The 19,123-nt window shown below is 61.1% G+C and carries 17 protein-coding genes and 1 rRNA gene; 11 read left to right on the top strand and 7 right to left on the bottom strand.

Annotation, left to right across the window (positions count from 1 at the left end):
* Positions 1-38: 38 nt before the first annotated feature.
* A 16S ribosomal RNA gene (locus AAGS40_RS04805) occupies positions 39-1,571 on the bottom strand.
* Positions 1,572-2,054: 483 nt separating this feature from the next.
* Positions 2,055-3,170 (bottom strand): AI-2E family transporter, encoded by a 1,116-nt coding sequence (locus AAGS40_RS04800; protein WP_345813562.1) that lies wholly within the window; start codon positions 3,168-3,170, stop codon positions 2,055-2,057.
* 269 nt (positions 3,171-3,439) lie between these two features.
* Between AAGS40_RS04800 and AAGS40_RS04795 the strand changes: the two genes are divergently transcribed.
* From AAGS40_RS04795 to AAGS40_RS04780, 4 genes are all read left to right on the top strand, one after another.
* Positions 3,440-4,654: a DUF2863 family protein gene (locus AAGS40_RS04795; RefSeq protein WP_345813561.1), complete on the top strand. Its 1,215-nt coding sequence runs from the start codon at positions 3,440-3,442 to the stop codon at positions 4,652-4,654.
* Between the two features lie 211 nt (positions 4,655-4,865).
* A complete protein-coding gene (locus AAGS40_RS04790) occupies positions 4,866-5,744 on the top strand; it encodes a response regulator transcription factor (RefSeq protein WP_345813560.1) in 879 nt (292 codons plus the stop codon).
* Positions 5,745-5,856: 112 nt separating this feature from the next.
* Positions 5,857-6,531, top strand: a complete 675-nt coding sequence (locus AAGS40_RS04785; protein WP_345814268.1) for an energy-coupling factor ABC transporter permease — start codon at positions 5,857-5,859, stop codon at positions 6,529-6,531.
* Positions 6,532-6,719: 188 nt separating this feature from the next.
* Entirely contained in the window at positions 6,720-7,361 is a 642-nt protein-coding gene (locus AAGS40_RS04780) for a hypothetical protein (protein ID WP_345813559.1), read from the top strand.
* A gap of 133 nt (positions 7,362-7,494) precedes the next feature.
* Here AAGS40_RS04780 and AAGS40_RS04775 read toward each other — a convergent pair whose 3' ends face one another.
* Both AAGS40_RS04775 and yaaA read right to left on the bottom strand, forming a co-directional pair.
* Positions 7,495-8,649 (bottom strand): M14-type cytosolic carboxypeptidase, encoded by a 1,155-nt coding sequence (locus AAGS40_RS04775; RefSeq protein WP_345813558.1) that lies wholly within the window; start codon positions 8,647-8,649, stop codon positions 7,495-7,497.
* Positions 8,650-8,683: 34 nt separating this feature from the next.
* Positions 8,684-9,466 carry a peroxide stress protein YaaA gene (yaaA, locus tag AAGS40_RS04770; protein ID WP_345813557.1) on the bottom strand — a complete coding sequence of 261 codons (783 nt, stop codon included), beginning with the start codon at positions 9,464-9,466 and terminating at the stop codon, positions 8,684-8,686.
* Positions 9,467-9,523: 57 nt separating this feature from the next.
* Here yaaA and AAGS40_RS04765 point away from each other — a divergent pair, with 57 nt between their 5' ends.
* On the top strand, positions 9,524-10,021 hold the full coding sequence (locus tag AAGS40_RS04765; protein WP_345813556.1) for a putative toxin-antitoxin system toxin component, PIN family: 498 nt from the start codon (positions 9,524-9,526) through the stop codon (positions 10,019-10,021).
* A 150-nt stretch (positions 10,022-10,171) separates the two neighbouring features.
* The gene (locus AAGS40_RS04760; RefSeq protein WP_345813555.1) at positions 10,172-11,344 is read left to right on the top strand and encodes a pyridoxal phosphate-dependent aminotransferase; all 1,173 of its coding nucleotides are present in this window, start codon (positions 10,172-10,174) and stop codon (positions 11,342-11,344) included.
* Positions 11,345-11,474: 130 nt separating this feature from the next.
* Here the strand turns inward: AAGS40_RS04760 and AAGS40_RS04755 are convergent, their stop codons facing one another.
* Positions 11,475-12,122: a glutathione S-transferase gene (locus tag AAGS40_RS04755; protein ID WP_345813554.1), complete on the bottom strand. Its 648-nt coding sequence runs from the start codon at positions 12,120-12,122 to the stop codon at positions 11,475-11,477.
* A gap of 128 nt (positions 12,123-12,250) precedes the next feature.
* Here AAGS40_RS04755 and AAGS40_RS04750 point away from each other — a divergent pair, with 128 nt between their 5' ends.
* The 5 genes from AAGS40_RS04750 to AAGS40_RS04730 all read left to right on the top strand — a co-directional run bounded on the left by AAGS40_RS04750 (position 12,251) and on the right by AAGS40_RS04730 (position 17,873).
* Entirely contained in the window at positions 12,251-13,825 is a 1,575-nt protein-coding gene (locus AAGS40_RS04750) for a 3-hydroxyacyl-CoA dehydrogenase (protein WP_345813553.1), read from the top strand.
* A complete protein-coding gene (locus AAGS40_RS04745; RefSeq protein ID WP_345813552.1) occupies positions 13,822-14,610 on the top strand; it encodes an enoyl-CoA hydratase in 789 nt (262 codons plus the stop codon). The genes AAGS40_RS04750 and AAGS40_RS04745 overlap by 4 nt, the downstream gene beginning before the upstream one ends.
* A 37-nt stretch (positions 14,611-14,647) precedes the next feature.
* Positions 14,648-15,364, top strand: a complete 717-nt coding sequence (locus AAGS40_RS04740; RefSeq protein WP_345813550.1) for a histidine phosphatase family protein — start codon at positions 14,648-14,650, stop codon at positions 15,362-15,364.
* Positions 15,365-15,384: 20 nt separating this feature from the next.
* Positions 15,385-16,491, top strand: a complete 1,107-nt coding sequence (locus AAGS40_RS04735) for a phosphotransferase (RefSeq protein WP_345813548.1) — start codon at positions 15,385-15,387, stop codon at positions 16,489-16,491.
* Positions 16,492-16,613: 122 nt separating this feature from the next.
* Complete coding sequence (locus tag AAGS40_RS04730) at positions 16,614-17,873, top strand: acyl-CoA dehydrogenase family protein (protein WP_345813547.1); 1,260 nt, start codon at positions 16,614-16,616, stop codon at positions 17,871-17,873.
* A gap of 304 nt (positions 17,874-18,177) precedes the next feature.
* Here AAGS40_RS04730 and AAGS40_RS04725 read toward each other — a convergent pair whose 3' ends face one another.
* Positions 18,178-18,627, bottom strand: a complete 450-nt coding sequence (locus AAGS40_RS04725; RefSeq protein WP_345814265.1) for a MaoC family dehydratase — start codon at positions 18,625-18,627, stop codon at positions 18,178-18,180.
* 20 nt (positions 18,628-18,647) lie between these two features.
* Entirely contained in the window at positions 18,648-19,106 is a 459-nt protein-coding gene (locus AAGS40_RS04720; protein WP_345813545.1) for a MaoC family dehydratase, read from the bottom strand.
* Between the last annotated feature and the right edge of the window lie 17 nt (positions 19,107-19,123).

Raw genomic sequence — 19,123 nt, 5'->3', positions numbered from 1 at the left:
GTGAGCGCTTGGTGCGTCGCCTGACGCATAAGCTCTGGAAAGGAGGTGATCCAGCCGCACCTTCCGATACGGCTACCTTGTTACGACTTCACCCCAGTCATGAATCCTACCGTGGTGACCGTCCTCCTTGCGGTTAGACTAGCCACTTCTGGTAAAACCCACTCCCATGGTGTGACGGGCGGTGTGTACAAGACCCGGGAACGTATTCACCGCGGCATGCTGATCCGCGATTACTAGCGATTCCAGCTTCACGCACCCGAGTTGCAGAGTGCGATCCGGACTACGATCGGTTTTCTGGGATTGGCTCCACCTCGCGGCTTGGCAACCCTCTGTTCCGACCATTGTATGACGTGTGAAGCCCTACCCATAAGGGCCATGAGGACTTGACGTCATCCCCACCTTCCTCCGGTTTGTCACCGGCAGTCTCCCTGGAGTGCTCTTGCGTAGCAACTAGGGACAAGGGTTGCGCTCGTTGCGGGACTTAACCCAACATCTCACGACACGAGCTGACGACAGCCATGCAGCACCTGTGTTATGGCTCCCTTTCGGGCACATCCACCTCTCGGCAGACTTCCATACATGTCAAGGGTAGGTAAGGTTTTTCGCGTTGCATCGAATTAATCCACATCATCCACCGCTTGTGCGGGTCCCCGTCAATTCCTTTGAGTTTTAATCTTGCGACCGTACTCCCCAGGCGGTCAACTTCACGCGTTAGCTACGTTACCAAGCCAATGAAGGCCCGACAACCAGTTGACATCGTTTAGGGCGTGGACTACCAGGGTATCTAATCCTGTTTGCTCCCCACGCTTTCGTGCATGAGCGTCAGTATTGGCCCAGGGGGCTGCCTTCGCCATCGGTATTCCTCCACATCTCTACGCATTTCACTGCTACACGTGGAATTCTACCCCCCTCTGCCATACTCTAGCCCGCCAGTCACAAATGCAGTTCCCAGGTTAAGCCCGGGGATTTCACATCTGTCTTAGCGAACCGCCTGCGCACGCTTTACGCCCAGTAATTCCGATTAACGCTTGCACCCTACGTATTACCGCGGCTGCTGGCACGTAGTTAGCCGGTGCTTATTCTTCCGGTACCGTCATCCGCCACGGGTATTAGCCACAGCGTTTTCTTTCCGGACAAAAGTGCTTTACAACCCGAAGGCCTTCTTCACACACGCGGCATTGCTGGATCAGGCTTGCGCCCATTGTCCAAAATTCCCCACTGCTGCCTCCCGTAGGAGTCTGGGCCGTGTCTCAGTCCCAGTGTGGCTGGTCGTCCTCTCAGACCAGCTACAGATCGTCGCCTTGGTAGGCCTTTACCCCACCAACTAGCTAATCTGCCATCGGCCGCCCCTGTAGCACGAGGTCCCGAAGGATCCCCCGCTTTCCTCCGCAGAGCGTATGCGGTATTAATCCGGCTTTCGCCGGGCTATCCCCCACTACAGGACACGTTCCGATGTATTACTCACCCGTTCGCCACTCGCCACCAGGGTTGCCCCCGTGCTGCCGTTCGACTTGCATGTGTAAGGCATGCCGCCAGCGTTCAATCTGAGCCAGGATCAAACTCTTCAGTTCAAACCTGTTACTGTTTCTCGGGCTCTCTCGAACCCGGTCGCTCACTCAACGTACTGACGAATGATCCTTCCATCTCTCGACAGAAAAACCTTCCTTTCATTACTGTGTGAGACCTGATACTTTCGCTTCACCCGGCCCCGTAAGACCCGGTGTGCGCCAGCGCATCAAGCGCCCACACTTATCGGCTGTTAGTTTTTAAAGATCAGTTACGCTTCCACGACCGCGCTGCACCGGATGACCACCTTCGCCACCCCCGCACCGCTTCGTTTCTGCGCCCGCTGCATCAGCAGCAGAGAAGCGAGATTATGAAGAACTTCCGTGTCGCCGTCAACAGTTTTCAGTAACTTCCTGAACCTGCCCACCGCGCCGAAAGCCTCGCCAGCCAAGGCTCTCCCGCTTCCCGTGCCCCGGCGTCCGGAGCACGAAAGAGAGAGATTCTAGCGAGCCACAATCCGCCTGGCAAGCCCCTGCAACGAAATTATTTTAGGGGGCCTTTTTGATTCGTCCTTGTTCTTCGACAAGGGGTACTTTCACGTCGGCCATTGCGGCCCGGGCGGCCGGAGCGCCTATCGTCCAGTCATGCAGCACCGTATAGGCGACAGCCAGCAACGTGGGGCCGATGAACACGCCCAGAAATCCAAACGCAAACGCGCCGCCCAGTATTCCCAGCATCACGAGAATCAACGGCATGTCGCTGCTTTTGCCAATCAGGATAGGCTTGATGACGTTGTCAGACATGCCGATGACAAGCACACCCCATACGACCAGAAAAATCGCCCATCCCGTCGCGCCGCCGTGATACAGCCAGATTGCTGCCGGCAACCATACGATCACCGGGCCGCCGGGCACAACTGACAGAAAAAATGTCGCCAGCCCGAGCAGCGCAGGAGCCGGTACGCCAGCAATCCAGCAGCCGAAGCCAGCCAGAATCCCTTGAACAAGCGCTGTGCCGAGAATCCCGTAAACGACCCCTTTGACCGTGCTGCCCGCCAGCGCCAACAGATAGTCGGCGCGCTCACCCGCAATGCGGTGCATGCCCGCGTTCAGCCACGCCGCCGCGCCCTCCCCGCCCGTGTAGAAGAAAAATGCGAGCACGATACTGAGCGCGAGCAAACCCAAACCATGTGTCACGGCAATCGCCGCCGTCAGAATCCACTTGCCGGCCGGCGCGGCAAGCATTCGCAGTTGTGCAATCAATTCAGAATTGCTGCTAGTCAGCCGCTCCCAGAACGACTCCATGTTCGAGCCAACAACCGGGATTCGCCCAACCCAGGGCGGTAGGTCCGGCAAACCCGCCTCGACGAGCCTCTGCACCAGCGCAACGATGTCGTGTACATGGGCACCAAAGGCAAAGCCCGCATAGACAAAAGGTCCGAGCACCACAAGAAGAATAATGAGCACGATCAATGTAGCGGCGCATTTTCGTCGCCCGCCGACCAAAGCGGTCAATCGCCGGTAGAGGCCCCACGAGCTGTAACTCAGAATGGCACCCCATAGCAGCGCAGTCGTGAAAGGCGCCAGCACGAGAAGGGAACCGCCGACAAGAATGGTCAGCGCGAAAACGGCTGCAAGGCGCTCAATCAGCTGGTCCGACTTCACATGAATCTCCTGTTGCGCACGACCACGACACGACTGCGTTCGCGCCTTCAAAGCCGACTATCGGCACTCTCGTCAACAGACAATCAGTCACGGTGAGACGTCATGGATATGATCAGCCCCGGCCGCCGCCTTATGGGCGATTCAACGCGCGGAAACGTCAGAAGCTTCGCTCGGAAATGCCTTAAACCTTCTCCGAGTGCCGGCCAAACGATATGGCGGCATGGAAAAGAATAGAATACAAGGTTCTGTGCCCCCCAAATTTCGGATTTATGCGCTCGCGAATCGCCAAACGTCTCCCCCCCGATGCCGACAAACTCGTCGGTCTTTCGCTCGCGCTTTTCGCGTCAGGCAGTCGCACCGAGGACCGCTTCTGGGAAGCGAAGCTCGACGCGTTGCTAACCAGAATCGTGCGCAACGGCAATCAAACTACGCTCGACGCCGCGCTCGATCATCTACAACAGAATCATCCTGACGCCTATGGCGCGCTCGCCGACATGGCTGAAACGCATAGCGAGTCGTTCATCGTAGAACATGAAGGCGCGACTTATGAAGCGCTGCTGATCGCCGCGCCCGTGCTCGCGTGGACGCGCTACATGATCCCGTCCGGCGCGCTCAAGGCAGACTCCGCGGACGCGCTGCGCGCGCATCTGCAAGCCCATGTGCTTGCGTCGAATACACGCGTCGCCATGACGCCGTTCATGTATAGCATCGACCAGTTGCCGCGTCATCACGTGGAGACCTGGCGCCTCGCGCAGCAACTTGCCCAGGCGGCGATGACCGGAAGCAGCGCCAAGCTGAATCTCGGTGAACTGCCGGAGACCTCGCCGATTCTCGCCGACCCGCGATTCCTGCTGGCGGTGGTCGTCGCGCCGGTCGGCGAGCCGATATTCCGCTGGCAGGAGGAAGAGCACGGTAGCCGGATCGAGCGCGGCCAGTGCCTCGAACAGTGGGCAACGCAAGGCGGTGCCAATCTGTCGCTCGTGCTGCCCGGCTGCGAATTCGAATGCCTGCTGCCTGACGCGTACTACTCGGCGTGTCGCGATGCGGACGAATGTGTGCGCCCCCATACCGTGCGAACCGCCGTGCGCTATCTGTTCGACACGATCGGCGCCGCGCCGCAGGAATTGCGCGCGGTCGTCGCAGGCTTTGGCGAACACCGTATCGACGAATACCGCGTCGGCTTTACGCGCCGCGGCAGCAACGACGTGATCTATGGCGTCGTGTGGCCGCTTTATGGCCGTGAGAACGGCGAGCCGGGCATCGACGAGGAACCGCAGGAAACGCCGGCTTCAGACGACCCGCTCGAGGAAATCGTCGCGTTACTGAAGGAGACCGGTGTGACGGATGTGCGTCGTCATGCGGGCCGCTTCGAGCCCGAGTATTGCGACGATTGCGGCGTCCCGCTCTATGCCGATCCGCTCGGTGAAATCGTCCATGCCGAAATGCCGGAAGACGCCGAGCCGGCCCAGCCCCATTTCCATTGAGAACGGAGTCGCCGTCTAAGCGAGAACAAGCCCCGCCAAGAGCGGGGCTTTTTTTCTCCCACTTTTGTTTCATTTCTCCTATGCCTTTTGGACAGGGGGTCAAACGGAAAGGAATTTGTCATCATAGGCACGGAGACGCATCGCCGCGCGGCCACCCTTCTTCCCGGCTCAGCGCATCGCGTCACTTTGCCCGAATCATCTGGAGACATGCATGCGATTCTCGATACTCAATGCCGACGCGGAACGACGTGACGGAGTTAAAGCCTTACTTCGTCAAATCGACCGGCTCGCGCGTTTCAATGAGGCCCAGGACTGGCGGCAGCTCGAGCGGCCGCTCAAGCGACAGCGGCCTGACCTGCTGGTGATCGACTGGCAGGACTGGATGTCGGTGGCGGACGTGCGTCAACTGCTCAGCCACTATCCGGACCTGCGCATTGCCGTGCTCGCCGACCAGGTGAATCCAACCGGCGTGCGGGACTTGATGGACGAAGGCGTGCTCGGTGTGATCGCGCGCGAGACCGACCCGTGCCTGATCGTGCGCGCGTTCGAGATGGTGCTGCTTGGTGGCCACTATGTGCCGGCCGGCGCGTTGGCGCTCAATCCGCCGCTACCGCCGGATTCCACCATCCGGCCATTCGACGAGAAGAATCCGCCGCCGCGCCGCGGCAGGCTGTCCAACGGACTGTCGCCTCGCCAGGAGCAGATCATGCGCTGCGTGCACATGGGCAGCACCAACAAAATGATTGCCCGCACGCTCGGCATCAGCGAGGGCACCGTCAAGATCCACCTGACCAGCATATTCCAGCAACTCGGGGCGCCTAATCGCGCGGCCGCGGTCGCGCTTTACAACGGCTGGCTGACCACCCATCTGCGCGTACTCAGCAATGACAGCGAGGCCGTCATCCGGCCGGTAATGGGACAGGCCGGCGTGGTGCCGTTGCGGCGACGCCTGCGTCGGCGCTTCCAGTATCCGTTGCCTGCCAGCGACACCGAAGTGGCGCTGCCAATGGCGGCGGAGCCATGCAGTTCTTACGGCGTCACGCCGCCCGTCTTGTCAGACCCCGACAAGCCGGCGCAAGGGCCGGCCTGAGCTCGCTCGATGCACGCGCTGGTCAAGGCGTGCACACTATCGGTTGGCGTGGGTGCTCGCTGGCATGGAATCCGCTCACACCTTTTCTCGTCCAACGAGTAATATGAGACTCATGGGTTTCCTGTACACACCGCTTCCGTTCTGGGTCGCTGTCGGTGGCTGGATCGCCACTGCGATAGTGGTCGCGCTCGCGCTGTGGAAAAATCCTTTCAAACGGCTTCAGGACGGCACGCTGCAGCATGTCTGGCTGGCGATCATCGTCGCTGTGTCGGTGCTGTGGGCCAGTAATGCCTGGCTCGACGACGGCACCGTCATGCATCTGCTCGGCGCCACGCTTGTCGTCACTCTATTTGACTGGGCGCTGGCATTGATCGCGATGGCAATCGTCACCGGCCTCGCGGCGGTCATCTTCGACGCGCCATGGCAAGGCATCGCACTGACTTTCCTTGTATACGGCGCGCTGCCGGTCGGCATCTCCACGCTGGTTCAGCGTGCGAGCATAGCGTGGCTGCCTCGCAATCTCTTCATGTTCATCTTTGGCCAGGGTTTCGTCTCGCCCGCCATTGCCGTGTCGCTAACGGCTGCCGCAGCACTCGGCGTGCACGTCGCGCTCGCCGATGGTTCGATCACAGTGGTGCCTGCGGGCTACGCGTTTAGCGTTTTCCTTCTCGCCATCGGCGAAGCGTGGTTCACTGGTATGTCCACGGCGTTGATCGCGGTTTATCGTCCGGCATGGGTCACTACGTATGATGTGCGGCGCTACCGCCTAGGTGGTCCACGCACCTGATAAAAAGCGCGGGTATGAGCAGACTCACGAATACGCGCATTGTGAAGACTGCATTGTGCTGACTCCCCGCAACACACCTGATGCGTAGCTCATTGAGCACGCGAAGACAAAAATTTTTATCAGGATTGAACTACACACTCTCGCCAGGCATCTTACATGCCTCACGTCATTAGTCTCTAACGAACTAGATGGATCGCACCAACGTACCGCGCCGATTGCTGCGGTTGGTCGGCCGGTTGGCAACGTTTGCAGCGACACTCTCGCTCACATGCGCTGCTCCCGCTTTCGCCGATCAACTCGAACAGCACAACGATCTCGTCAACAAGTTCGTCAATGAAATGCACGCCGACCCTCTGGTCGCCGACTGTGCCGCTCATGGCGACTTCGTTGCAAGCACATCCACCGCCTTCGACCACGTCGAGTTTCCGTCCAGTTCGTTCGACAGCGCGCATGCCACTGTCACGCCGTGGAACGATTCATTCGACGAAGGCAAGCAGCGCGTCAAGGTCGATAATATCGTCACCGTCGAAGGGCTCGGCATTCCGCAGAGCGGTAATGGCGATCCTGCCGATCTGAAGTTCCGCTGCGGCTATGTAGGTGCGCAGATGCTCGCGTTCAGCTGGAATGATCCGGTGCCGCCCGCGCGCGCGCAAAGTTCGCGGTCGCCGGAATCGCATTCCGCTTCGGGCAAGCACAAAGGCTCGAAAGGCAAGCATTCGGCCGCAGGCAAGACCTCGAAAAAAGCGGTGACGAAGTCTTCCCGATCCGGTTCCGGCAAATCGTCCAGGACGACGTCGAGCAAGGCGGTCAACAAGAAGAAATCGCAATAGCGGTCGCACGCTCAAGACTGCCGCATGCATCCGCCACCCGGGCGCTCAATGAAAATGAGGCACATACCTCAGCGGTATGCGCCTCTTCTTTTGCAGCATCAATCGGACGCAAGCCGCGCCACCCTATATGGTGTCAGCCAAACGTCTCGACGTGATGCAAAATGGCCTGCAGCATGGCCGCGCCTAGCGACGCGCTACGCTCACCGTTCCAACCCACGCGTTCGTCGGGCAGGTTGGCGTTGTCCTTGAATGGCATTTCCAGCGTCAACGACAGGCAACCAAATTCATTGCCGATATATTTCGATGCCAGTTTCAGCGCATCTTCGCGATACTTGCTCGCGGCGTAACCGAACTTGTCCTGAAAGTCCGGGCTCGCCTGCTTGAACGCGTCGATAAACGCCCTTTGCTCTTCGGCCTGACGCTCAGTGAAACCAGGCAGCATTTCGGAGCCCGCCACGAACACATAAGGCAGCGCTTCGTCCCCGTGAATGTCGAAGAAGAGATCGCAGCCGATCGCGTGAATCGCATCGCGCACCACCAGCACTTCGGGACTGCGCGACGCATCCGGTCCCATCCACTCGCGGTTCAGATTCGCGCCAGCCGCGTTAGTCCGCAAGTTGCCGTGCACGCTGCCGTCGGGATTCATATTCGGCACGATATAAAACACCGCGTGATCGTATAGCTTGCGCGCGACCGGATCGCCCACCCAGTCGCCCCAGCCTGCCAGACGCTTCACGAGCCCTTCGATAAACCATTCGGCCATCGTCTCGCCAGGATGCTGACGCGCGATCAGCCAGACTTTCTTCTTCGGCGTGTCGCCAGTTTGCGGCGTGCCGAGCGTGAGCAGCGACACGGGCCGGCCTTCGACGGTCTTGCCCAACTCCGTCAGCGCGGCCTGCGGCATCTGCTGCACGGCGCCCAGAAACTCCGAATGACGCTCTTCGCAGTACGGTTCGAAATACGCGTAGTAGATCCGGTCGAAATCCGGCGTGTGATCGATCGTCAACACCTTGCCGTCATACGAAGTCGGCACGCGAAACCAGTTCACGCGGTCGTAGCTCGCGACGGCCCGGTAGTCGCGCCAGCCTTCCGCGAACGCACATGCCGCCGCATTTTCGAACGTCATCAGGCAGCGCTCGCCTGCGGCGCCCGAGAGCCGAAAGTAAAACCACTGCGCAAACTCCGCATGGCTATCCGGCCGCACCCGCAGGCGGATATTGGCGGCGTCTTCGCAAGCCAGCACTTCAATGGCGCCCGCGTCGAAGTTGCTCGTGATGGATAACGTCATGATGTTCTTCCTGCAGATGTGCGCGGCGCGCTGCTCATTCCGCGACGCGCCGGCGGAATACGTAGGTGGAATCGTTCGAGGCATCGGCGTCGAACGCATAGCCCTCGGAGTCGAACGCCTTCAGCTGCTCGGGTTTCGCCAGGCGATTTTCCACGACGAAGCGCGCCATCAGCCCGCGCGCCCGCTTCGCATGGAAGCTGATGATCTTGAAGCGGCCACCCTTCCAGTCTTCGAACACCGGCGTAATGACGGGCGCTTCGAGCAGCTTCGGCCGAACCGACTTGAAGTACTCGTTCGATGCGCAATTCACCAGCACGCGCGAGGCCACCGCGTTTTTTTTCAGCTGGGCGTTCAGCGCCTGCGTGATCCGCTCACCCCAGAACGCGTAAAGATCCTTGCCGCGCGGATTGGACAACCGCGTGCCCATTTCGAGCCGGTAGGGTTGCAACAGGTCGAGCGGGCGAAGCAGGCCGTACAGGCCAGACAACACACGCACGTGGTTTTGCGCATAGTCCAGATCGGCGGAGGACAGCGTCTTGGCGTCGAAGCCCTCATACACATCACCGTTGAACGCCAGTACGGCCTGCTTGGCGTTATGCATGTCGAACTTCGGCGACCAGTCCGCGTAACGCTGGAAATTCAGGTGCGCAAGCTGATCCGAAATGTCCATCAATGAAGCAATCTGCTGCGGCGACAAACGACGCAAACCGCCAATCAATTCAGCCGCGTCGTCGACGAAATCGGGGATCGTGTGCTTTTTGACGTGCGGCGGGGTTTCGTAGTCGAGCGATTTCGCCGGCGACAGAACGATTATCATAGAGGCTTGCAGGCACGCCGTGCCTGGCGGTCAAAGACGAAAGCCAGATTGTAACGAATGCCCGGTTCCCATGCGTCACGCGGCGCTTTGCGCGTCGTTCTCGATTCCAATGTATGGATCGATATTCTCGTGTTCGACGATCCGCACACGCGGCCCATTCGCGCCGCGCTCGAAACCGGCGCGCTGTCCGCGCTGATCGACACGCGTTGCCTCGCGGAACTCGCGTACGTGCTTGACTATCCGCAATTCGTGCACCGAAAGGTCGATAAAGCGGCGGCGCTCGACGTGGTGGCACGTCTCGCGCAACAGGTCGAGCCGGCCGCACCTGCGGAAGACGCGAAGCCACTGCCGAAGTGCAAGGATCGCGACGACCAGAAGTTTCTCGAACTGGCGCATGCGGCGCAGGCGGACTGGCTGGTGTCGAAAGACCGCGCGGTGTTGAAGCTCGCCAAACGGATTGCACGCGACTTCGGCTTTCAGATTGCGCCACCCGCGCCGTTCGTCGAGTCGGTGAGCGCGTGGCTCGGTAAGCCGAACGAGCCCGTGCGCGCCTGATGCCAGCGACTAGCCTGGCCGGATGGCTAACGTGAACGCCGCCGCACCCACGGAGCGCGGCGATTCCCTACAATCAGGATTCGACGCGTCAAACCACGGCCCCTGCCCGACTCGCCCACTCACTCATACGTCCAAGCTCCGGAAAGCGCCATGAATGCACCGCACGACACGCCCACGAGTCCTTCGTTTCCATCTCGCCTGCCGAGCGTCGGCACAACGATCTTCACGGTAATGAGCGCGCTCGCCGCTGAAAAAGGCGCTGTGAATCTGGGTCAGGGCTTTCCTGACTTCAGTTGCGATCCGCGCATCGTCGAGGCGGTGACGAATGCCATGCGTGAGGACCACAACCAGTACCCGCCGATGGCAGGCGTCGCGCCGCTGCGCCAGGCCATTTCCGACAAGATCGCGAGCCTGTATGGCCGCCGTTACGACGCGACAACGGAAATCACCGTCACCGCAGGCGCGACACAGGCATTACTGACAGCGATTTTGTGCACCGTTCATCCGGGCGATGAAGTGGTAGTGATCGAACCCACGTACGACAGTTATCTGCCGTCCATCGAACTGGCCGGCGGCAAACCAGTGTTCGTCACGCTCGACGCGCCGGATTACCGCATTCCGTTCGACAAGCTCGCGGCCGCCATCACGCCGAAAACACGGCTCCTGCTGATCAACACACCGCACAACCCGACGGGCACAGTCTGGCGCGCGGACGATATGCGCAAACTCGAGGAGACCGTGCGCGGCACCAACGTGCTGATTCTTTCCGACGAAGTGTACGAGCACATGGTCTACGACGGCGCGCCGCACGAAAGCATGGCCCGTTATCCGGAACTCGCGCAGCGCAGTTTCGTGGTGTCGAGCTTCGGCAAGACCTATCACGTCACGGGCTGGAAGGTCGGCTACGTCGCGGCGCCTGCCGCACTGACCACCGAGTTTCGCAAGGTCCATCAGTTCAACGTGTTCACCGTGAATACGCCAATGCAGGTCGGCCTTGCCGAGTACATGAAAGACCCCGCGCCGTACCTGAACTTGCCGGCCTTCTATCAAAAGAAGCGCGACTTTTTTCGCGCGGGGCTCGCAGATTCCCGCTTCCGTTTGCTGCCGTGCACGGGGACGTACTTTCAATGCGTCGACTATTCGGCCATCAGCGACGCGCCGGAAGCCGAATTCGCACAATGGCTGACCGGCGAAATCGGCGTAGCGGCTATTCCTGTTTCCGCCTTCTATCACGAGGCGCATGAGTCGGGCGTAGTGCGCTTCTGCTTCGCCAAGCAGGAAAACACGCTCGCCACCGCGCTCGAGCGACTGGCGCGGCTGTAGCATGACCCGCGCGATGCTGCGACTGAACCCACGTTTGTCGCCATCGCGCGCCGCGGCCGCGATGCGCAACGGTCGAACGGTGAGCGACACGTGCCGCTCGCGTGCCGAAGCGCGTCCCATGCCACGCGCTTCAGGACGAACGTTGCGCCGCGATGTACGCTTTGCGATCCTCGGTAACGCGTTGCGCGGCCGGGCGCTGGTCGATCGTCTTCACATAGTTTTTCCACTCAATCCCGGCGTCGAGCAGGAAATCGCGGCCGTAAATCACCTGCGTAGCCAGGCCCACCAGCGGCAAGCTCACGTAACCCGCCGCGTCGGCGACACTGAAACGCTCACCGCACAAATACGGTCCGAACTTCGCGATCCGTTTAAAGCCGGCAATGTGATGCGCGAGCAATTTCTCAACGCGCCCTTTCGTTGCGTCGGTGACCTTGCCGCCAAAGAACGCTTCCTTGTACAGATTGCGTACGGTCAGCTCGAGGTGCACGTCGACGAACATGATCATCTCGCGCTCCTTGGCTGCCTTCCACGGATCGGCGGAAAAGATCGTCTTCTCGGGATAACGCGCAGCCAGATACTCGACAATGCATTGCGACTCGCACAGATCGCCCTCGGCGGTCTGCAGATACGGCACCTTGCCAAGCGGCGAGTGTTCGAGCATGGCTTCTTCCTGACTCGGAATCACCAGAACTTCCTCGAACGGGATGCCGTGTTCGAGAAGCACGAACTTCACCTTGTTGTAGTAGTTCGAAAGCGCGAAACCGCACAGCTTGATCATCCCGTGTCTCCTTCGGGCAGATTGTGTGAGGCCGCTGTTCAGTTCATGCCCGCGGCCTTCGGCAAATCATCATCCAGTAAATTGCACGATCGTGCTATTCTAAAATAACCATGGAGTCGAGCATCCCAATGACCTCTCGCCATTTCAGCATCGAGACTATCGGCATTGTCGGGGCAGGTGCAATGGGCCGCGGCATCGCGCAGATTGCCGCGCTTGCGGGCCTGCAAGTGCGTCTGTACGACGCCAATCCTGCTGCGGTCGGCGCCGCGCGCGATTACCTCGCCGAGACTTTCGCCAGGTTGACCGAGAAAGGCAAGCTCGAGCAGGCGCGCTCACTGGCCGCGCTCGCGAACGTGAGCGGTGCACAAGCTATCACGGACCTCGCCGACTGCGACCTCGTGATCGAAGCGATTGTCGAGAAGCTCGACGTCAAGCAGGCGCTGTTTCGCGAACTCGAAACTGTCGTGAGCGGGCGGTGCGTGCTCGCGTCGAACACCTCGTCGCTGTCGATTACGGCCATTGCAGCTGGCTGTAGCGACCCGTCGCGCGTGGTCGGTTATCACTTCTTCAACCCCGTACCGCTGATGAAAGTCGTCGAGGTAATCGACGGTCTGCGCAGCGACCCCGCCGCAGGCGACGCGTTGACGGATCTCGCGCGCCGCATGGGCCACACGCCGGTGCGCGCGAAAGACATGCCGGGCTTCATCGTCAATCACGCGGGCCGCGGCATAAACACGGAAGGGCTGCGCGTGGCGGGCGAAGGCGTCGCGAGCTTCGCGGACATCGACAGAATCATGCGCGAGCAAGCGGGCTTTCGCCTCGGGCCTTTCGAGCTGCTCGATCTGACCGCGCTCGACGTGTCGCATCCGGTGATGGAATCAATCTATCACCAGTTCTATGAAGAGCCGCGTTTCACGCCGTCGCCGATTACCGGCACGCGGCTCGCGGGTGGATTGATCGGCCGCAAGACGGGCGAAGGCTTTTATCGGTACGTGGACGGCAAACAGCAGGTACCCGCGGAAACACCGGTGCCCACTGAATTGCCCGCCAGTGTCTGGATCAGCAAACGCTATCCGCATGCTCATCAGGCCGTCGCCGAACTTGTCAGCAAGGCAGGCGTGCAACTCGACGAAGGCGTGACCCCCGCTGCGGACTCGCTCATCGTCGTCACGCCGTTCGGTCACGACGCGACTACGGCCGCCGTGGACGAAGCACTCGACGCGAGCCGCACGGTCGCCGTCGACACACTCTTTCCTTTAGTGAACGCGCAGCGCCGCACGCTGATGACCACGCCGGCCACCCGCCGCCACGTACGCGACACAGCACACGCACTCTTTGCCGCCGACGGGGTTCCGGTCACCGTGATCCGCGATTCGACCGGTTTCGTCGCGCAACGCGTCGTGGCAACGATCGTCAACATCGGCTGCGACATCGCGCAAAAACAGATCGCGTCGCCGGACGATATCGATCTCGCCGTCACCCTTGGCCTCGGCTATCCGCGCGGTCCGCTGGCACTTGGCGACGCGCTCGGCTCGCGCACCATCCTGACGATTCTGCGCAATATGTTCAGCGTGCTCGGCGATCCGCGCTATCGCCCCTCACCGTGGCTTGCACGGCGCGCACAGCTTGGGCTGCCGCTTACGCAGCGCGACGCCGCCGACACGGCTGACACCGCAACCCACACCTCGGAAACGCAATCATGAGCGCCGAACTTCTGACCTCTCGCCCTACCGAAAGCGAATCGACGCTGGTGCTGACGCTGTCCAACCCTGGCGCACGCAACGCGCTGCATCCCGACATGTACGCCGCCGGTATCGAAGCGCTCGACTCGGTCGAGCGCGATCCGTCGATCCGGGCCGTCGTGATCACCGGCGCGGACAACTTCTTCTGCGCGGGCGGCAATCTGAACCGCCTGCTCGAAAATCGCGCGAAAGATCCTTCGGTCCAGGCGGAAAGCATCGATCTGCTGGGCGAATGGATTTCGGCAGTGCGCCTGTCGTCCAAGCCGGTGATTGCAGCCGTGGACGGCGCCGCGGCCGGTGCGGGATTCTCGCTCGCGCTCGCGTGTGATCTGATCGTCGCCGCGAGTGAGGCGAAATTCGTCATGTCGTACGCGCGGGTCGGTTTGACGCCGGATGGCGGCGGCTCGTGGTTTCTTGCCCGCGCGTTGCCGCGTCAACTGGCAACCGAAGTGCTGATCGAAGGCAAACCGATCGGCGCCGAGCGTTTGCATGAACTCGGCGTGGTCAACCGCCTCGCGAAGACGGGCGCCGTGCGCGACGCGGCGGTGGCATGGGCCGACGAACTCGGCAAGATTTCGCCGAACTCGGTGGCTCGCATCAAAGGGCTGATCGGCGCGGCCGGCGCCCAACCGCTTGCCGAGCATCTGAGCCAGGAGCGCGACAGCTTTGTTGCTTCGCTCCATCATCGCGACGGGCTCGAAGGGATTTCCGCGTTCCTCGAAAAACGCCAGCCGGTCTACAAGTGAACGATCGAACGAGCGCGCGCCACTGAACCCGCGGACCATGCCCCACTATCAATTGCCCAAGCGCCGCCGCATCTACCTGATGCGTCATGGCGACGTGACGTACTTCGACGATTCCGGCCGCGCGATCGATCCCGATACCGTGCCGTTGAACGCCAACGGCCGCGAGCAGGCAAGCGCCGCGGGCCGCGTGTTCGCGCAACAGCAGGTGCGCTTCGATCGTGTGATGGTCAGTGGATTGCCGCGCACCGTTGAAACCGCGCAGCGCGTGCTCGCGGAAACCGGTCAGCAAATTGCGCTCGAAACCGAGCCCGCGCTGCAGGAAATTCGCGGCGGCAAACTCAGCCATATTGCACAGCAAGATGTCGAGGCGGCGTTCCTCGGCGCGTTCGATGGCATCGTGCCGGAAAGCACACGCTTTCTCGACGGCGAAACGATCGGCTCGCTGTTCGATCGTGTGCTGCCCGCCGTGGCCAGGTTGCGCGACGATTCGTCGTGGGACACCGTGCTGCTCGTGCTGCATGGCGGGGTGAATCGCGCCATTCTCTCTCATGCGCTCACTGCCGGCGGACGCACGTTTTTCGGTCATCTTGCGCAAGCCACTGGCTGCATCAACGCACTCGATGTCGGCGAACGGCCGCGCGACTTGGTATTACGCACAATCAATTATTCACCGCCGTCGCCGCTACATCGCGACGTGCGCAATACCACGATGGAAATGCTCTACGCACAGTTCGTTCAATTCAAGCGTAGCTGAACCCGACCTGGAGGAGACATATGGTGAACGCCACAGAGAGCGGCGAACCGGACAGCAAACCTGATTACTCGGCATTCGAGGGAACACGTCCGGTCAACGAGCGGCAGCGTTTCGACACCGATGCGCTCGCCGCGTGGCTCGCGCAACATGTCGAGGGCTTTGGCGGTCCACTGGAGATCGAACAGTTTGCGGGCGGCCAGTCGAACCCGACGTTCAAGCTGGTGACCCCGTCACGTTCATATGTCATGCGCGCCAAACCTGGGCCGGCGGCGAAGTTGCTGCCGTCGGCACATGCTGTCGAGCGCGAATATCGGGTGATGCACGGCCTTGCTGGAACCGGCGTGCCCGTGGCGCAAATGCTTGCGCTGTGCGAAGACGAAAGCGTGATTGGCCGTGCGTTCTATGTGATGGAGTTCGTCCAGGGCCGCGTGCTGTGGGATCAATCTCTGCCTGGCATGTCGCCGCAGGAACGCGGCGCGATCTACGACGAGATGAATCGCGTGATCGCGGAGCTGCATAGCGTGGACGTCGCGGCGGCGGGTCTCGCCGGCTACGGCAAACCGGGCAACTACTTTGCGCGGCAGATCGGCCGCTGGAGCAAGCAGTACATTGCGTCGGAAACGGAGCGAATCGATTCGATGCATCGTCTGATCGAATGGCTGCCGCAGCACATGCCCGCGGAAACGGGCGAGCGTGTCTCGGTCGTCCATGGGGACTATCGGCTCGATAATCTGATCTTCCACCCCGAAGAACCGCGCGTGCTTGCGGTGCTCGACTGGGAGTTGTCGACGCTCGGCGATCCGCTTGCGGACTTCGCCTATCACTGCATGGCGTGGCATGTCGACCCTGCGCAATTCCGCGGCATCGCCGGCCTGGACTGGACGGCGCTGGGCATTCCGGACGAGACGCGCTACGTCGAGCGCTATTGCGAACGCACGGGTTTCGAAATCCGCGGCGACTGGAATTTCTATCTGGCGTACAACATGTTCCGCATTGCAGCGATTCTGCAGGGGATCATGAAGCGTGTCGTCGACGGTACCGCGGCAAGCGCGCAGGCGCTGGATGCCGGCCGCCGCGCAAAGCCGATGGCGGAACTCGCGTGGCGCTTTGCACAGAAGGTGCGCTAGACAATAAAGCGCACCTGAGCGCGCTGCGGTGTCGTGCTGGTCGCGCGCGATCGCTGACACCACGCAACGCGGTCATGGCTGTGCAACTGAACAGACGGTATCCGTAACACGCGAGGACATACATGAATTTCGATTACACCCCGAAGGTTCAGGCGCTGCGCGACAAGCTGCTCGCGTTCTTCGACGAGCACATCTACCCGAACGAGCAGGCCTTTTATGCAGAGATAGCCGGCAATCGCCACGCTGGCAACGCGTGGGTGCCGACCGAACTGATCGAACAACTCAAACTGAAAGCGCGTGAAGCCGGGCTGTGGAATCTGTTTCTGCCGGAATCGTCGCGCGGTGCGGGTCTGACAAATCTCGAATACGCGCCGTTGTGCGAGATCATGGGGCGCGTGCCCTGGGCGCCGGAAGTGTTTAACTGCAACGCGCCCGACACCGGCAACATGGAAACGATCGAGCGTTACGGCAGCGAAGACAACAAACGCGAATGGCTCGAACCGCTGCTGCAAGGTCAGATCCGTTCCGCGTTCCTGATGACCGAGCCGGAAGTGGCGTCGTCGGATGCGACCAACATTCAGACAAGCATCGTGCGCGACGGCGACTACTACGTGATCAATGGTCATAAGTGGTGGTCATCCGGTGCCGGAGATCCGCGCTGCAAGATCTACATCGTCATGGGCAAAACCGATCCGGAAGCGCCGCGTCACCAGCAGCAGTCGATGATCCTCGTTCCCGCCGACGCCACCGGCATCACCGTGCACCGTCCGCTTACCGTGTTTGGTTACGACGACGCACCGCACGGGCATATGGAAATCACGCTCGACAATGTGCGCGTGCCCGTCGGCAACCTGTTGCTCGGCGAAGGGCGCGGTTTCGAGATTGCACAAGGGCGCCTGGGACCCGGCCGCATTCACCATTGCATGCGCCTGATCGGTCTGGCCGAACGTGCGCTCGAACTGATGTCGAAACGCTCGCTGCAACGTATCGCGTTCGGCAAGCCGGTCGCGGCGCAAGGAGTGACGCTGGAGCGCATTGCGGAAGCGCGCTGCATAATCGAACAGGCGCGTCTGCTTACGTTGAAGACGGCGTACATGATGGACACCGTCGGCAACAAGGGCGCTCGCGGCGAGATTGCGATGATCAAGGTGGTTGCGCCCAATATGGCGTGCCAGGTGATCGACTGGGCGATCCAGGCGCACGGCGGCGGCGGCGTGAGCGACGACTTTCCGCTGGCCTATGCGTATGCGTCGGCGCGGACCTTGCGCTTTGCCGATGGGCCGGACGAAGTGCATCGAAACGCGATCGCCAAACTCGAGCTTGCGCGATATATGGATGCAGGCGCAGCGGCTCGCGTGGAGACGCCGGTTACGCGGGTGTGAAAGCGGCGTTCCGGTGAGCGCGCGAGCGGCGTGGTGCGTTGCTGCTCGCGCGGTGTTGTTCGGTCGACGGTTGGGATGGGTGGTCTAAGCGGAGGGTTAAGTTTGATATCGCGGGCGGTTGTTCGCGCCCGCGTTGTGCGTTGTGCGTTGTGCGTGGTGGACCATGCGTATGCATAGGAGTCGCGGGTCGCCAATCGTGCTTGCCGCTGCGGCTTGCGCGCACTATGTGTGCGGGCCGCACACAGAACAGCGAGCGGACTTGCGTCTTACTCGCTTTTTCCCATCACGCTGCCTGACCGCGCATTTAAAAGTAGTGCCGCGTGATGAACTCCGCGACGCACACCGGCCGCTCGCTACCCCGCCGCTCCAAGGTGACGTCCCACACAACCTGCACGCCGTCATCAACGTCACTGACCGACTTGACCGCAAAGCTGGCGCGCAATTCCGATCCAACGGGCACTGGCGATGTGAACCGCACGCGATTCAAGCCGTAGTTGACGCCCATTCGCTGCTTAAGCGTCACCGTTTTCCCAAGCAACGCTGGTATCAGTGAGAGCGTCATGAAACCATGCGCGATGGGGCCGCCGAATGGCGACTCGCGCCGCGCTCGCTCCGGATCGACATGAATCCATTGCCGGTCGCCGGTCGCTTCAGCGAATCGGTCGACGCTGTCCTGATCGACCGTTATCCATTCGCTCATCCGCGGCTCGGCGGCAATCAGAGCCCGCAGGTCCTCGGCGCTGCTTAACGTCATGACGGTGACGGCGCCGCCTGTCATGTCGCGGCACCCGGATTACGCAGTCCGAACAGCGCCTTCGAACGCACCGTCACCACCGTTTCACCGTGCTGATTGGTGCCTGTCCACTGCGTCGATACGATGCCGCGATCAGGCTTGCTCTCCGACACGCGTTTATCCAGCACCGAGTTCGTCATGGTGATCGTATCGCCAACGCGCACCGGCTTTAGCCAGCGGATGTCGTCGATCCCGGGCGATCCCATCGACGTGGAGCCCTTTAGAGCGTTGCGCACGAGCAAACCCATCATGACCGAACAGGTGTGCCAGCCGCTCGCCACCAATCCGCGAAACGGCGACTCCGCCGCGGCGGCTTCGTCTACATGAAACGGCTGCGGATCGAACTTCTCGGCAAACGCAATGATTTCCTCACGCGTGAACGTATGCTTGCCGATCTCCACAGTCGTGCCGACCACCATATCCTCGTAGCTCAAACCCATTGCCGCCTCTCCTTGTG

This window comes from Paraburkholderia sp. PREW-6R (assembly GCF_039621805.1).
Lineage (GTDB): Bacteria > Pseudomonadota > Gammaproteobacteria > Burkholderiales > Burkholderiaceae > Paraburkholderia.
Note: the sequence above shows the minus strand (reverse complement) of the source record. Positions and strands in the feature narration are given on the sequence as shown.

Coding starts and splice junctions, on each gene's coding strand:
- AAGS40_RS04795 (WP_345813561.1), top strand. CDS start 3,440: ATGCGCTCGCGAATCGCCAAACGTCTCCCCCCCGATGCCGACAAACTC.
- AAGS40_RS04765 (WP_345813556.1), top strand. CDS start 9,524: ATGCCCGGTTCCCATGCGTCACGCGGCGCTTTGCGCGTCGTTCTCGAT.
- AAGS40_RS04785 (WP_345814268.1), top strand. CDS start 5,857: ATGGGTTTCCTGTACACACCGCTTCCGTTCTGGGTCGCTGTCGGTGGC.
- AAGS40_RS04755 (WP_345813554.1), bottom strand. CDS start 12,122: ATGATCAAGCTGTGCGGTTTCGCGCTTTCGAACTACTACAACAAGGTG.
- AAGS40_RS04760 (WP_345813555.1), top strand. CDS start 10,172: ATGAATGCACCGCACGACACGCCCACGAGTCCTTCGTTTCCATCTCGC.
- AAGS40_RS04780 (WP_345813559.1), top strand. CDS start 6,720: ATGGATCGCACCAACGTACCGCGCCGATTGCTGCGGTTGGTCGGCCGG.
- AAGS40_RS04735 (WP_345813548.1), top strand. CDS start 15,385: ATGGTGAACGCCACAGAGAGCGGCGAACCGGACAGCAAACCTGATTAC.
- AAGS40_RS04745 (WP_345813552.1), top strand. CDS start 13,822: ATGAGCGCCGAACTTCTGACCTCTCGCCCTACCGAAAGCGAATCGACG.
- AAGS40_RS04790 (WP_345813560.1), top strand. CDS start 4,866: ATGCGATTCTCGATACTCAATGCCGACGCGGAACGACGTGACGGAGTT.
- AAGS40_RS04740 (WP_345813550.1), top strand. CDS start 14,648: ATGCCCCACTATCAATTGCCCAAGCGCCGCCGCATCTACCTGATGCGT.
- AAGS40_RS04750 (WP_345813553.1), top strand. CDS start 12,251: ATGACCTCTCGCCATTTCAGCATCGAGACTATCGGCATTGTCGGGGCA.
- AAGS40_RS04730 (WP_345813547.1), top strand. CDS start 16,614: ATGAATTTCGATTACACCCCGAAGGTTCAGGCGCTGCGCGACAAGCTG.
- AAGS40_RS04720 (WP_345813545.1), bottom strand. CDS start 19,106: ATGGGTTTGAGCTACGAGGATATGGTGGTCGGCACGACTGTGGAGATC.
- AAGS40_RS04775 (WP_345813558.1), bottom strand. CDS start 8,649: ATGACGTTATCCATCACGAGCAACTTCGACGCGGGCGCCATTGAAGTG.
- yaaA (WP_345813557.1), bottom strand. CDS start 9,466: ATGATAATCGTTCTGTCGCCGGCGAAATCGCTCGACTACGAAACCCCG.
- AAGS40_RS04725 (WP_345814265.1), bottom strand. CDS start 18,627: ATGACGTTAAGCAGCGCCGAGGACCTGCGGGCTCTGATTGCCGCCGAG.